This window comes from Micromonospora sp. NPDC047738 (assembly GCF_040642675.1).
In the GTDB taxonomy this organism is placed as follows: domain Bacteria; phylum Actinomycetota; class Actinomycetes; order Mycobacteriales; family Micromonosporaceae; genus Micromonospora.
The window spans coordinates 191,348-205,905 of the sequence record NZ_JBEYSO010000004.1; the positions used below are offsets into that span (position 1 = coordinate 191,348).

Below are 14,558 nucleotides of genomic sequence, written 5' to 3' on the forward strand. Positions count from 1 at the left end.
GGGCTGGCTGGCGACGAACGGTCAGGCCGTGGCCCGGCGGAGGTGGACCAGCACAGCCAGGACGCGTCGGTGGTCCTCGTCGGACGCGGCCAGGTCGAGCTTGGCCATGATGGAGCTGACGTGCGCCTCCACCGTCCGCTCGGTGAGCCACAGCCGGCGAGCGATCCCGACGTTCGTGCGCCCCTCGGCCATCAACGCGAGAACCTCCCGCTCCCTGGCGGTCAGGGTGCTGAGCGGGTCGTCGGGCGGGCGGCGGCCGATGAGCCGGGTGACCACCTCCGGATCGAGCGCCGACCCGCCTGCGGCCACCCGCCGCAGGGCGTCGAGGAAGTCGTCGACGTCGAGCACCCGGTCCTTGAGCAGATAGCCGAAGCGCCCGCCCGTGACCAGGTCCACCGAGTGCCGGGTCTCCACGTGCTGGGAGAGCAGCACGATGCCGAGCTGCGGGTGGCGGGTGCGGATCTGGCGTGCCGCGCGGGCGCCGTCGTCGGTGTGGTCGGGCGGCATTCGTACGTCGATGACGGCCAGGTCCGGCTCGGCTTCCTCGACGGCGACGAGCAGACTCGGCGCGTCGACCGCCTTGCCGACCACCTCGTGACCGGCGTCGGCGAGCAACCGGGCCAGCCCCTCCCGGAACAGCGCGGAGTCCTCACCGATCACGATCCGCACGGCAGCACCGCCTCGACGAGCGTCCCGTCGCCAGGTCGGCCGGCCACGGTCAGTGCGCCCCCGGCGGCGGCCACCCGGTCGGTGATGCCCGCCAGCCCACCGCCCGGCCGCACGCACGCCCCGCCCACGCCGTCGTCCCGGATGGTCACCCTCAGCTGGTCGTCGGTTCGCGACACCCGAAGGTGCACGCTGGTGGCGGCGGAGTGCTTGACCACGTTCGCCAGCGCCTCGCTGGCCACGTAGTAGGCGGTGGTGGCCAGCTCCTCGGGCACCGGCTCGGCGCCGATGTCGAGCGTGACCGGCAGCGGCACGCCGCGGGCCAGCATCGCCAGCGCGTTGGCCAACCCCTCGTCCAGGCTGGACGGGCGCAGCCCGTGCGCGATCTGCCGCAGCTCCGCGACCGCGGTGCCCAGCTCGGCGACCGCCTGGTCGAGCAGGCCGGCGACGTCGGTCTCGGGCAGATGCCGCTGGGCGAGCCGCAGCGCCATGCCGAGCGACACGAGGCGCTGCTGGGCACCGTCGTGCAGATCGCGTTCCAGCCGCACCCGCTCGGCGTACCCGGCACGCAGCAGCCGTGCCCGGCTGGACTCCACGTCGCCCAGCGCCCGGCGTAGCTGCAACCGCAGCCGGACCACCTCGACGAGCAGCGCGCAGGCGTCGGCAAGCTCGCGCATCAGCTCGCGGGTGGTCTCGCCGCGCACGAGCACGCCGATCTGTTGTCCGCCCAGCCGGATCGGGGTCGGCTCGCCGGCCGCCTCGAACCGCGCCCCGGTCGCGCTGACCACCTCGTCGGTGCCGGGCATTCGGTACCCGATACGCAGCTTCGGATCGCGCAGCGCCTGCCGCAGGGTTTCCTCGAGTCGCTCCGGTGCCGCCTCGCCGGCGTGCATCCGGACCCGGAGGTCCTCGATCGCCGCGAGGGCCGCCTGGCGGGCGGGATAGAGCCGGCGGTCCACGCGATCCTGCAACCGGACGCGCAACGGGGACAGCACCAGCGCGCAGACCGCGGTGGCCCCGGCCGCCGCCGCCGGCGACGAGCGCCCCGCCACGACGCCGACGACGAAGGCGGCGACCGTGTAGAACGCCAGCAGCGCCGCGGTGACCAGACCATAGGTGACGGTGGCGCTCAGCGCCTTGTCCACGTCGTACAGGTCGTGGCGGAGGATGCCGACCGCGGTGGCCGCCGGGATCGCGATCAACGTGGCGGCGAGCCCGGCCACGGCGAGGTCCGGCCCGTCGAGCAGCAGGTAGCTCAGCCAGCACAGCAGCAGTGTCGCGGGCAGGAACAACGCGCCGAGCGCGAACCACTTCAGCTGAGCGCGGCGGATCGGGTCGGCGGCCCGCCGGTAGCGCACCACCATCGCCGTGGCGGACGCGACGAGCAGGGCGAGCAGCCCGGGCAGCAGCACGAACGCGATCGGTTTCAGCACCCGCGCCAGCGCCGGCGGCGGGATGCCGAACGCATGGTCCGCACCCGCGAACGGCTCCGGGAACGGGGCGGGGTCGAGACCGGTGAGCACGATGAACGCTGCCGGCACCACCAGGAGGCCGACCGCCGTCACCTGCCAGCGCCGCCCGGGCAGCAGCCGCCCGTCCGGGAAGAGCAGCATGAGCAGCGCCGCCGGCACGTAGTTGAGCATCCAGGCGCCCTGGCTCACGGTGGCCAGGAGCGACGACACCGGCAGCATTCCCGGCCGGTGCGCGACGACGTACGCGTAGACGTCGGTCCAGGCGACCCAGATCGCGAGCAGTCCGAAGAACGTGAGCAGCGCACCAATCACGTTGGTCGGGCGCTTCGTCGCGATCAGCACGCCCAGGCCCACCGAGGCGGTGGCGAGGAGGCAGGCGGTCGCGAAGTAGGCGACCTGACCGGGATCGGCGGCAATGGACAGCAGCCAGCCACCCGCGCCGACGAGCGCGGCGGCGAGCGCCGCCAAGCCGTACGAAACCAGCCGCGGCAGGGTCATGGCCTCACGGTAAGCCCTCCGGCAACCGGTGCGGATGCGTGCCAGCACGGAGATCGCTTCCGTACCTCCCCGCACCCCGATTCCCGAGTCCGCCCCGATGCCCGGCGGTGCGGTCCGGGCCAAGACTGCTGGCCAGGACATCCGCTCAAGGAGGGCAATCGTGAGACACACCCGTACCTTCACCATCGGTCTCGCACTCGCCGGCCTGCTCGGCCTCGGCGACCTGGCCACCGGATTCTTCGGCGTGGGCGGGGAGGGCCAGCCGCCGCTCGCCGCGGCGGTGGTCATCACGCTGCTCGGCGCGATCACCCTCGCCGGTGCCTGGTTCGCCTGGCGCGGACGGCGCGGCGGCCTCGTCACGGTGATCGTCACCCGGATCCTGTCCGGGCTCGCCGTGCTGCCGGCGTTCGGCGACGACAGCATCTCCGCCGCCAACGAGGTTCTCCTCGGCGTCGGTCTCGCCGTCACGGTGGCCGCCTTGGCGCTGATCTGGCCGGGCCTGCGCCGGCCGGCGGTGGCCGCGTCATGACCGCCACCCTCGACCGCGAGGTCGCAGTCGCCCCGACCGACGCGCTGCGCCGCGTCGGCACCGCCGCCGCCATGCTGCTCGCCCCGTGGGGGTTCGTGGTCGCCAACGCCGCCTACGCCTGGGCCACCCGCGACGGCGGCAGCGACGAGACCGGCGCGGACGCCCTCGCGCTCGCCGCCGCGCATCCGACGCCACTGCGGGTGAGCACCATCGCGGCCCTGCTCGGCTGCCTGCTCATCATCCCGGCCGCGCTCGGCGCCATCGGGTTCACCCGGCACCGGGCGAACCGGCTCGGCCTCGTCGGCGGGTCACTCATGATCGCCGGGTACGTGGCGTACTTCGGCGCCGTGATGAGAGGTTTCGTCGACCTGGCCATGGCCGAGCGGGGCGGCCCCACCGGCGACTACGCCGCCGTGCTGGACGCCGCCGGCGAAGCCGCGATCCCGTGGCTCCTGATCTTCGTGGCCGGGAACATCCTCGGCACGCTGCTGCTCGGTATCGCCCTGCTGCGCGCCCGGACCGCACCGGCCTGGGCCGCGGCCGCGATCTGCTGCTGGCCGGTGCTGCACGTGACCGGCCTGATCGCCGGCACCGAGTGGTTCGAGGTCGCCGGCGCCACGCTCCAGGCCGTCGGCTTCGCCGCCCTCGCCGTACGGCTGGCACGGCGCGGCTGACCGGTCTCCCCGCGCCCGGGGCGGGGCCAGGATTCCTGGCCCCGGGCGCGGGGGTTTCCGGCTGGCTGCGCCGCCCGGCACTTCGCCGGCGGGTATCCTGCTCCGGGTCGACAGCACGGGGGGTGGGGCGTGGCCAGGGAGAACGGGCGGAAGCTCATCGCCTCCAACAAGAAGGCGCGGCACGACTACACCATCCTCAAGACGTACGAGGCCGGGATCGTGCTGGCCGGCACCGAGGTGAAGTCGCTGCGCGAGGGGCGGGCGTCGCTGGTCGACGCGTTCGCCCAGGAGCGCGACGGCGAGATCATGCTGTACGGCCTGCACATCGCCGAGTACGGCTACGGCACCTGGACCAACCACCAGCCACGGCGCACCCGCAAACTGCTGCTGCACCGGATCGAGATCGGCCGGATCCTGGAGAAGCTGCGCGAGGGCGGAGTGACCCTGGTGCCACTGTCGATGTACTTCTCCAACGGCTGGGCCAAGGTGGAACTGGGCCTGGCCCGCGGAAAGAAGTCGTACGACAAGCGGCAGGCCATCGCCGAACGGGACGCCAACCGGGAGATCGCCCGGGAGCTGGGCCGCCGCCTCAAGGGCGCCCGCCCCACCCGCTGACCCGGAATCCACCGGTCGAGGTCTGCCCAATCCACCTCGACCGGCGCTCTCCCGTGAGCCCGACTAAGATCCGCACAATTTCCCCGAAAGTGGGCCCTCCCGCGCCTCCGAAGGGACACTTTCCGGGAACCCGCGCCGGATCTTGAGCGACGCTCCGAGGCCCGCAGGGGACGGACGCGCCGGGGCCCGGCGCCCCCGCAGGGGAGCCGGGCCCGGCCGTCGGTCAGTCGGTGCAGGAGGGCTGGTCGAAGTGCCCCGGGGTGCCCGGGAATGCCGCCCCGGCTCCCTGTTCCTTGTTGTCCCGCGGGTAGACGTAGGACAACTCCAGGAAGGCCGAGGTGCCCGCCGTGGTCACGTCGGAGGCGCTGCGACCCGCGCCGGTGGCCCAGGCCAGCCGGGTGAGGAAGTCCTGCATCGCCGGGCTGTGCTGGCGGACGTCGTTGAACCCGCCGTACGCCGAGTTGCAGTGGGTGAACAGGTTGTAGGCGCCGTTCCAGTCGAACAGCCGGTCGCCGTTGTTCGGACCGTTGGCGGTGACGTCGCCCTGGAGCACGTCCCGGTCCCAGCCGCCGTAGATCCAGTCGGTGCCGTGGTGGTGCTGGTTGTCGGCCACGTCGTCGTTGTCCATGTTCGTCGCCTCGAACCAGCGGCACGGGTCGACTGTCCCCGAGGTGAGGTCGACCGGCCAGGCCCCGGCCGCGCAGTTGTCCGGGTAGGAGCCGCGCGGTCGGAAGTCCAGCAGGTCGGAGCTGAGCACGGCGGTCACCGCCGGGCCGGTGGTCGCCCCGGCACCGCCGAACAGGTGGTCCACGTACTGGTCGTGGTCGCCCCGGGCGGCGGCACTGAACACGCCGCCGACCAGGCACTGCGGGTTGGTCGCGTCGAGCACCGGGTCGCAGCCCTTGCCGCCCCAGAGAACGTCCGAGCCCTCCCCACCGAACACCTGGTCACCGCCGCTGTCGCCGTTGGCGACGTCGTCGCCGAAGCCGCCGTGGATGTTGTCCGCCCCGGCCCCGCCGCGGATGACGTCACCCGCGCCGGCGGTCAGCCCGGCGTGCGGCATCGGCGCCGAGGTGGCACTGCCGATCCAGGCGTCGCCGTCGGTGTCGTGCAGCAGGTCCACCCGCCGGTCGTAGTCCCCGGCCCGGAACCCGGTGAACGTCTCCTGCGGCACCGACGACAGGGTGACGGTGAAGCCCAGCGCCGCCACGTCGTCGGCGTTGAGGTACTGGTTCACCACGCCGCCCCGGTCGCCGAGGATGGCGTCGGCGCCGTCGTCGCCGTACAGGGTGTCGGCGCCGAGCTCACCGAAGAGGTCGTCGTCGCCGGCGCCACCCCGGATCAGGTCGTCGCCGTCCTGGCCCCAGATCCCGTCGTTGCCGGCGTCACCGTAGAGCTGGTCGTTGCCGAAGGCGCCGGCCGGCTCGCAGGTGGCCTGGGCGGTGGTGCAGAACCGGGTGGAAGGGCCCGGCAACGCCGGGTCGTGGGTGCGGGCCACCGTGGCGTCGGCCGGCACGGCGCCGGTCGGGTACCGCTCGGTGTAGACCCGCTCGGTCTGCTTGCCGTTGACCGTGGTCACCGTCCGCAGCAGCGAGCCGTTGTCGCCGAGGATGACGTCGTCGGCGCCGTTGCCCTCGACCACGTCCCCGGTGTCCCGGAAGCCCGCCGCCGCGCTGCCGCCGATCAGGTCGTCCTGCCCGGCCGGGGCGCCGGCGCCGACCAGCTCGGCCGGCGGCGACGGTTGGCCCGGCCAGCCCGGGTCGGCCAGCGGGGTGACCGCCCGGCGGCCCGCCCCGTCGAGAGCGCTGTCACCGCGGAGGTTGTCCGCGCCGCCGTTGCCCTCCAGGTAGTCGCCGTCGCCGTCACCGGTGAGCGCGTCGTCGCCGTCCTGGCCCCAGAGGGCGTCCACGCCGTCGCCGCCGCTGAGCCGGTCGTCACCGTACCGGTTGGCGGTGGCCGCCGCCCGGTCCAGCAGCACCACGATCCGCGGCCCGAACGGGTTGCCGTCGGCGCCGAGCCGCACGGTCACCGCGGTCGGCTGCTCACCCGGCAGCGGGCGCAGCACCGCGCCGTTGTCGCCGATGACCGCGTCGGAACCGGGTCCGCCGAAGACGGCGTCCGCGGTGTCCGGCTGGCCCGTGGTGGCCGCCCCGGATCCGTCGTACGCGGTGCTGGAGCCACCAACCAGGTCGTCGTCGCCGGCGTTGCCCTCGACCCAGTCGGAGCCCGGGCCGCCCTCGGCGTAGTCGTTCCCGGCGTCGGCGTGCACCCGGTCCGGACCGCCCTGGCCGAAGATCACGTCGTCGGCGTCCCCACCGGAGATCAGGTCGCCGCCGCTGGTGCCGGCCGCCGGGCTGAACCCGAGGTCGAGCAGGGTGACCTTGCGCACCGGGCCGGACCGGCCCTGGGTGACCCGGGTCGCGTCGGTGCCGGCCGGCGTGAACCGGGCGTTGTCCCCGGCGATCAGGTCGGCGTCCGCGTCGCCGTACAGCTCGTCGCCGCTGTCCGGCCGGCCGGTGCCGGCGGCCGGCTCCTGCGAGGAGCCACCGACGATCTCGTCCCGGCCGAGGTCACCGTGGATCAGGTCGGCGCCGTTGTTGCCCTCGAGCTGGTCGTCCCCGGCGTCGCCGTTGATCCGGTCGCCGCCGAGCCCGCCGTACGCCACGTCGGCGTCCCCGCCGCCGGAGATCACGTCCCCGGCGCCGGCTCCGGCCACGTCACCGGCCAGGTCCAGCGGGTACGGTCCGACGTCCCCGATCCGCGGGGTGCCGTTGTCGCCGACGATCCGGTCGGCGCCCTCCTCGCCGTAGAGGAAGTCCCGGCCGTCGCTCGCGCCGGCGACGCGCGAACCGCCGTAGAGGACGTCGGCGTCCGGGCCACCGAAGACCTGGTCGCCGCCCTCGTTGCCCTCGGCGGTGTCCTGCCCGGCGTCGCCGTAGAGGCCGTCGTCGCCGGCGTTGCCGAAGAGCAGGTCGTCACCGTCGTCGCCGTGCAGCTGGTCGACGCCGGCGCCGCCCCAGGCCCGGTCGTTGCCGCCGCCCAGGTGCAGGGTGTCGTCGCCGAGCTGGCCGCAGGCGCGGTCGTCGCCGCCGCCGAGGTCGGCCCGGTCGTCGCCGCTGCCGGCGGAGACCACCTCAACCCCGGCGCCGCCGAGGATAAGGTCGGCCGCGCCCTGGTCGGCGGGGGCCGGCTGCGCGTCGGCGAGGGAGGCGTCGACGCACGTCTCGGCGGGCAGGTGCCGGTCACCGAAGATCGTCGCCCCGCCGTCGCCGCCGATCAGGTGGTCGCTGCCGAGACCGCCGACGAGCAGCTTGTTCTGCGACTGGGTGCCGGCCGGTAGCGGCTGGTGGGTGACCTGGCGGAACGGGCCGTACCCGTCGGTGGCACCCGGCTCACCCACCTGCGACGGCTCGGCGATCAGGTAGTCCTGGCCGGGGCCGCCGAACAGCTCGTCGGTGCCGTAGCCGCCGACCAGCACGTCGTCGCCGCCGTAGCCGTAGACGCGGCCGGTCTGGCCGTTGGCGGAGTGGGAGACGACTAGGTCGACGCCGGCGCTGCCGTACACGGTGTCCTGGCCGGCGCCGGTGTCCACCTGGTTGGTCAGGCCGATGTCGCCGCTGCCGGCCTGGTCGACGTCGGCGGGAATCGTGGTGTCGTACGTGTGGATGGTGTCGTCGCCCCGGCCACCGTTGATCGTGTCGCCGCCCGGGCCGCCGACCAAGGTGTTCTTCCCGTTGGGCCGGTCGTCGACCACCACGCCGAGCACGTCGTCGCCGCCGTTGCCGTAGACCCGGCTGGCGCCGTGCCCGACGGTGACGTGGTCGTCCTCGCCGCCGCTCGCGGCGGTGGGGTCGGTCAGGGTCGTCCAGTCGATCAGCCCGGTGAGGGTCTTGTCGCCGACGGAGGTGTGCACCGTGGTGGCGGCCCGGTCGGTGCCGCCGAGGCCGCTGTCGCCGGCCACCACGTCGTTGCCGTCGCCGGTGGTGATGGAGTCCTTTCCGGGCCCGCCGGCGACCCGGCTGGCCGCGCCGGGCGCCTCGGCGGTGACGATCAGGTCGTCGCCGCCGCGCCCGTCCACGTACGCCGGTCCGGTGCCGGTGCGGATCTGGTCCCTTCCGTCGGAGCCGAGCACCACGGCGGTCTTGTCGAAGGACGAGGTCTTCGTGCCGTCGCCGCTGGTGTCGCCGTCGCCGAGCAGCAGCACCGACAGCGAGACCTTGCTGGCGTCGGCGACCTCGTAGCCGCGCCCGTCGACCACCACGCGGGTCAGGGACGGGTCGAGGAACTCCTGCTTGCGGCCGAGGGCCTCGACCGCGAAGCCGTCGAAGTCGTCGCTGGCGCCCTCGGTACCGGCGTCGGCGTAGTGCAGCGCATACACCTTGACCACGTCACCGGCGTAGGTGCCGGCGGTGTTGTCCCAGGCCTTGTCGCCGCGCTGTTCCTTCTTGCCGAACTTGCCGGCGAAGACCACCAGGGTGTCCCCGACGGTGCCGCCGAGTTCCGGTGGTGGCGGGGTGCAGTCGGGCTGCGCCCGGAAGTCGAGCAGGGTCGCGTCGACCAGGGTGAAGTCGAAGGTCTTGGAGAACAGGAACAGGTCGATGGTGACGTAGACCTTGAGGAAGACGGAGAGCTGCCCGCTGGTGGTGAACAGGCAGATCGGATTCACCAGCAGCGCCTGCAGGAACTCGCTGGTGCGGAACTTGCCGTCGTTGTTCGGGTCGTTCCAGCTGAAGCCGACCGTGAGTCGGATGCCGCCCTGGATGCCGACCTTGACGATCAGCACGCTGACCTCGGCCCCGGCGCCGATCTCGCCGCGCAGGGTGACCACCGGGACCGGCTTGCCGGTGCTGTCGGCGGTCTTGAAGTACAGCCCGTCGAGCAGGCTGACCGCGTCCAGCTTCGTACCGTCGGTCGCCGCCTCGACGGCGTGCCGGATGCCCGCGGTGTCCAGTCCGGCAATGAACCGGGCGGTGACCGAGGCGCTGCCGGAGAGGGTGACCAGCACCGGCGGCGGGGCGTAGACCGGGCCGAAGGACTGCCGCCAACTGAAGCCGAGCGCCAGCGGACCGGAGTCGAAGCTGACCAGCTCGACGTCCTGGCCGAGCAGCAGCCCGAACAGCGAGCCGGGGTTGTCGAAGATCGGGAAGCTGAAGCCGGTCTTCTCCGCGTTGGACTTCTCCCCCGGGTTCTTCGGGGTGAACAGCTTCTCCCCGTCGTCGCCGGCGGCGTCGTCGATCTTCGCCTTCACCTCGCTGGCGGACTTCGCCTGCGTGAACGGGTCGTCCCGCTTGATCAGGCTCTCCGCGGCGGCGGGCGACACCTCGGTGGTGAGCGCCTTCGTCGGGTCGACCAGGAACTGGCCGAGCGGAATGGAGCAGCCGGAGTCGCAATCCGGTATCCGGTTCACGAAGGTGATCACCGCCCGCACGGTGTCCACGAAGTCCAGCTTCGGGCCGCCGTTGAGGGTGCTGAACGTCTTGGCGAGCCAGACCAGGGTGATGTCCGGTCCGCCGGTGGCCTTGGACAGGTCTGACAGCACCGGGATGGGCGCGTAGAGGGTGTCGATGACCGGCTGGAGCGGGCCGGTGACCGCCTTGAGCTTCGCCACCACCGGCTTGAGGATCTTGTCGAAGAAGGCACCCGCGTCCAGCGCGATGTCGGTGAAGGTCACCTTCAGCGGCGTGGTGACGCCGTCGCCGGTGGCGGTGAGCGAGCCCTGCTTGTGCTCCAGGCCCCACTTCAGGCCGAAGCGGGCGCTGATGCCGGGCAGGGCGGAGCCGACCTCGTCGCCGGTGTTCACCACCGCCGCCAGCTTCCAGTCGATGTCGACCTTGGCGGTGAGGTCGGTCGCGAGCAGCGAGCTCAGGTCACCGAACTCGGCGAGGGTCAGCTTGGCGTCCGGGTCCGCCGTGCAGTCTGCGGTGACCGTCGGGTCGAAGCAGCTCTTCTCCCCCGGCGAGCCCTTGAGGTCGATGCCGAAGTACGCCCGCACCAGCGGGTCGGTGCCCTGCTTGGTGGCGTTGACCTGGATGAACGCGAGTTGCGCGGCCAGGTCGCCGGTGGTGTCGAAGCTGCCGCCGATCTGCACCTCGGGCGTCGCGTCCCCGTCGTGGGTGGGGATGTAGAAGCCCTCGTCCCGGTCGAGGACCAGGTCCAGGTGCAGCTTCCAGCCCAGCTTGGCCTTGATGCCGTCAGCGGCGCCCTTCTTCGCCTTCAGCGACAGGCCGGGGATGCCCAGGTCGAGCGGCACGTTGGCCTCGGCGCAGCCGGTCTGGCAGCCGCCGCTGGCGGACGGGTCGCCCTTGGCCGAGGTGAGCTTGATCCGGACCGCCTGGAAGTCTTCCGGCTGGCAGGGAGTGGCCACCCCGGTGCGGCAGCTGACCTCGGCGGTGACGTTCTCGTCGACCGGCTTGAGCGCCTCCTTGAGCGCGGCGTTCAGGCCGGCGCTGTCCAGCGTGGCGTTGGCCAGCACCGGGCCGATCGCCGCCTTGATCTGCTCGCGGAGTTGCGCCACGAACCGCTGGCCCTGCTGCAGGTCGTCGCCGACCAGGGGCAGCTTGCCGTCGAAGCTGGCCAGCCTGAGCGCCTCCTCCACCTTCGCCAGGTAGCCGTCGATGCCGACGTTGAAGTCGGTGAGCTTCATGGTCAGGTTGGCGAAGCAGGAGTCCAGGTTCGGGGTGTTCGCCGTGGGCGTGAGATCCAGGCCCATGGTGAAGGTGAGCAGGTTGGTGGCGTCGGCCGGCTCGCAGTTGTTGACGAAGAGCGGGGTGCGGGCGCAGATCGGCACGGTGGCGCCGCCGACCCCACCGCCGCAGTCGACGCCCGCGGTGCTGAACTGCGGGGTCAGCCCGAGCAGGCCGCTGATCGGTCCGTCCTCGGTCAACCCGCCGAGGCCGACGCTGAGGTTGGCCTTGACGGTGGCGAAGTCGGGATCCTTGCCGAGGTCGAGGGCGAGCGGGCCGACCCGGGCGGCGATGGCACCCTTGGTGATCCCGCCGGAGACGGTGACGCTGGCCGAGGAGGTGTGGTCGAGGATCGGCGCGGCGTCCAGGCGCAGCGGCAGCAGCAGCCCGAGCTTGGCGTTCGCCGAGACGTCGAGGGCGAAGGTGCCGGAGCTGTCCAGGCTGATCAGGTCCTTGCCGCCGCCCCAGCCGAAGGCGAGCGGCCCGCCGGTGTGGAAGTTCCGCTTCCAGTCCAGCCCGATCCGCAGGAACGGGCCGCCCTCGCGCTGATCCACGGTGAAGCTGACCCCGCTGCCCGCGCCGATGGCGTTGTTGAGCACGTCGAGGGCGTCCTGGAGGTTGTCCGGGGGCGCGGCGAGGAGCCGGTCCAGCGCGTCGGCGAGTTCCGGTCGCAGCGCGTACGCGGTGCCGTCCGCCGGCTTCGGGGTGCCCGCCGCGTCGATCCGCAGCGTCTGCGCGTCCACCTGCTTCAGCACCCGGTACGCCTGGCTGCCGATCACCACGGTCCGGCCCTCGAGCCGGGCGTCGAAACCGGCGTCATCCTTCCGGCTGCCGTCCTTGAGCAGGAAGTTCGCCCCGTCGGCGGCGAAGGTGACGTCCTTGCCGACGCCGCTCTCGTCGGCGCCAAGGAGTTGCCGGGCGGAGCGGCCGAGCAGCGGGATCTTCTTGTCCAGCGGTCCGCTGCCGGCGTCCGCCTGGGAGAGCGCGGCGTTGACCAGCCGGAGTGCCTCGACGACGACCGCGAACAGCGCCTTGGGATCGTTCGGGTCGAAGTCCACGGCGAAGAGCCCGGTCAGCCCGGAGGTGTTCACCACCGGCTCCTCCCCGGCCTTCCAGCTCACGTCCACGCCGATGCCCTGCCCGAGGGCACCGGTGTCGCCCGGAACGCTGACCTTGACCCGGCCGGTGGTCTTCACCGACGCGGACGCGGCGAGCAGCGTGGCCGGCTCGGACTGCAGCCGGTGGAAGAAGGTGCCCAGGCTGATGTCCTGGGCCTGCTTGAACTTCACCTCCAGCATCCGCTGGCCGGCGGCGGCCGGTCCGACGGAGAGGTCGCCGCCGAGCTTGACCTTGAGGAAGCCCGCGGTGGCGTAGAAGTCGACGCCGGTGGTGATCGGGAAGTCCGCGCTGAACAGCGGCACCGCCGGGTCGGTACGCAGCAGCACCCGGTCCGCGTTGGCCGTCGGGCTGCCCAGGTCGTCGCGCAGGTCGAGGACGAGGGTGATGGCGGCGCTGTAGCGCGGCTTCACCTTCGCGAAGCTGGCCTGGGCGTTCGCCGCCCGCAGGCCGACCTTCTTGTCGTCGTCGACCGGGTCGGTGAGCGTGCCGGCCAGCTCGACGGCGCCGATGTTCGGGCTGGATCCGCTGATCACCCAGACGCTGTCGTTGGCCGGTTGGCCGCCGATCCAGTTCTGCGCCAGGGTGACGGAGTTGGCGGTGTTGGCCGAGATGGTGCCGGCGGAGGTGCCGGCCACCACCCGCTGCCCGATCAGCTCACCGGGCGTGAAGCGGTTGCCGCTGACGCTGAAGCCGTTCGCGGTGTACGTGGCGCCGCGGCCGGAGAGCGAGGCCGCACCCGGGTCGAGCGGCACCTCCACCGTGGACTCCCGTTCCAGCTTGACCCGGAACACCAGCTTGTCGCCGGCGAAGGAGAGGTTGTCCACGGGCAGTCCCTCGGCGGCGAGCAGCGCGAGAAGTTCCTGGAGGGAGCTGAACTTCGGCTGCCCGGCCAGGGCCGGGTCGTCGGTGGCGGGGTCGAACTGCGGGTCGTCCGGCCGCGGGTGGACGTACTTCTTGAGGAAGTCGGTGAGCTTCTCGTTGACCTTGACCGCGTCGGCGAAGGTGCCGCGCAGGAACGGCAGGTTGAGGTTGCCCGCCGGCCCGCTCTGTTGCACCCCAGTGAGCAGGGTGGCGAGCTGGGCGAGGCCGGAGGCGAGGTCGAGCGGGCTCATGTTGCGGAACTTGGCGATGGTCTCGTCCAGTCCGGTGGTGGTCACCGTCGGGCTGCCGACCGAGATGTCGTTCCAGTCCACGTTCACGGTTGCCGCCACCGCGGGCAGGGCGAAGGGCGCCCCGGCGGTGGCCGCGCCGAGCTTGATCACGCCGTGCACGGAACCGGGGCCGGGCTCGGTCTCGGTGTCGGAGATCCGGCCGCCCCCGGAGCCGTCCAGCGCCACCTGCGCGAGGCCGGCCAGGGAGCCGGCCGCGCCGAGTTCACCCGTGCCGGTCCCGGCGGGCGTGTCGAAGGCCAGCCGGCCGTCGCCGTTGGGATCGGTGACGGTGACCTTGAGGTGGGTGCGGGCGGTGAGGGTGCTGCCGGCGGTGAGCGTGACGCCGAGGATGCCGACCGAGGCGGTGGCCTTGTCGAGGTCGGCGCGCAGCCGTGCCGCCGCGTCGATGTCGATCCGCGGAGTGTCGCCGTCGCGCACCAGGTAGGTCTCGCCGGCGGCGGTGTGCCGGGCCCGCAAATGCAGGGTGGCCCAGCCGGTGACGCTGACCGCCTTGGCGAGGGTGACCCCGTTGACGGTCAACTCCTTGTCGGCCACCTCGCGCTTCGTGGTCAGCAGCACGTCGAGCAGGTGGTCGCCGCCGCTGGTGGTCACCGAGCTGGTGAGCCGGGTCCCGCCGCCCAGGTCCACGTCGTCCTTGGTCAGGCCGCTGGCCAGCGCGTCGGACGCCGTCTTGGCGAGCTTGTCCGCGTCGACCAGCGCGCCGGGGCTGACCCCGAGCAGGGGCAGCGGCTGGCCGAGCAGCCCGACCTGGGAGAGTCCACCGTCGGCCCACGTGGCGGTACGGGACATCAGGGACTTGAACGCGGTCTCCCAGGCCTCGTCGGCGTGGGCCGGCGCAGCCGTCCACACCAGTGCCAGCGCGGCCGTCAGCACCGCCGCGATCGCCGCGGCCAGCAGCCGCCGTAGAGCCACCATGAGCCACCTCGTCCTGGTCGATGGCCGTCACCGACGGCGCTGGTCGGCGACAGCACATCGATCGCGGAAGTTGCTCACAACGACTGTGTCGGGATGGTGACACAGCGTCAAGCCATTCGGTCGAGACCGTCGATACGGCCGGCCCGAAGAGACTGTGCTCGCGGTCGGATCGTGCCCGCCGCACCGCGCCAACCCCCGCCCCACCAGCCCGTCGG

Annotated in this window: 6 protein-coding genes; 3 read left to right on the forward strand and 3 right to left on the reverse strand. The window is 72.7% G+C overall.

Annotated elements, in window-relative coordinates:
- Positions 1–21 precede the first annotated feature (21 nt).
- Positions 22–669 carry a response regulator transcription factor gene (locus ABZ783_RS09080; RefSeq protein WP_357435597.1) on the reverse strand — a complete coding sequence of 216 codons (648 nt, stop codon included), beginning with the start codon at positions 667–669 and terminating at the stop codon, positions 22–24.
- Positions 657–2,636, reverse strand: coding sequence for a histidine kinase (locus ABZ783_RS09085; protein WP_357435599.1), 1,980 nt, complete (start codon positions 2,634–2,636; stop codon positions 657–659). Before ABZ783_RS09085 ends, ABZ783_RS09080 begins: the two co-directional genes overlap by 13 nt.
- A gap of 160 nt (positions 2,637–2,796) precedes the next feature.
- On the opposite strand from ABZ783_RS09085, the gene ABZ783_RS09090 reads away from it, so the two are divergent.
- The 3 genes from ABZ783_RS09090 (at position 2,797) to smpB (ending at position 4,454) form a co-directional block, all read left to right on the forward strand.
- A complete protein-coding gene (locus ABZ783_RS09090; RefSeq protein WP_357435601.1) occupies positions 2,797–3,165 on the forward strand; it encodes a hypothetical protein in 369 nt (122 codons plus the stop codon).
- On the forward strand, positions 3,162–3,839 hold the full coding sequence (locus ABZ783_RS09095) for a hypothetical protein (protein ID WP_357435603.1): 678 nt from the start codon (positions 3,162–3,164) through the stop codon (positions 3,837–3,839). Before ABZ783_RS09090 ends, ABZ783_RS09095 begins: the two co-directional genes overlap by 4 nt.
- Before the next feature lie 129 nt (positions 3,840–3,968).
- Entirely contained in the window at positions 3,969–4,454 is a 486-nt protein-coding gene (gene smpB / locus ABZ783_RS09100) for an SsrA-binding protein SmpB (RefSeq protein ID WP_357435605.1), read from the forward strand.
- A gap of 223 nt (positions 4,455–4,677) precedes the next feature.
- Here the strand turns inward: smpB and ABZ783_RS09105 are convergent, their stop codons facing one another.
- Positions 4,678–14,343, reverse strand: coding sequence for a calcium-binding protein (locus tag ABZ783_RS09105; protein ID WP_357435606.1), 9,666 nt, complete (start codon positions 14,341–14,343; stop codon positions 4,678–4,680).
- Positions 14,344–14,558 lie beyond the last annotated feature (215 nt).

Bases quoted from the DNA above. Each gene is read 5' to 3' on its own strand.
- ABZ783_RS09085 (WP_357435599.1), bottom strand. From the start codon at position 2,636: ATGACCCTGCCGCGGCTGGTTTCGTACGGCTTGGCGGCGCTCGCCGCC.
- ABZ783_RS09095 (WP_357435603.1), top strand. From the start codon at position 3,162: ATGACCGCCACCCTCGACCGCGAGGTCGCAGTCGCCCCGACCGACGCG.
- ABZ783_RS09105 (WP_357435606.1), bottom strand. From the start codon at position 14,343: ATGGTGGCTCTACGGCGGCTGCTGGCCGCGGCGATCGCGGCGGTGCTG.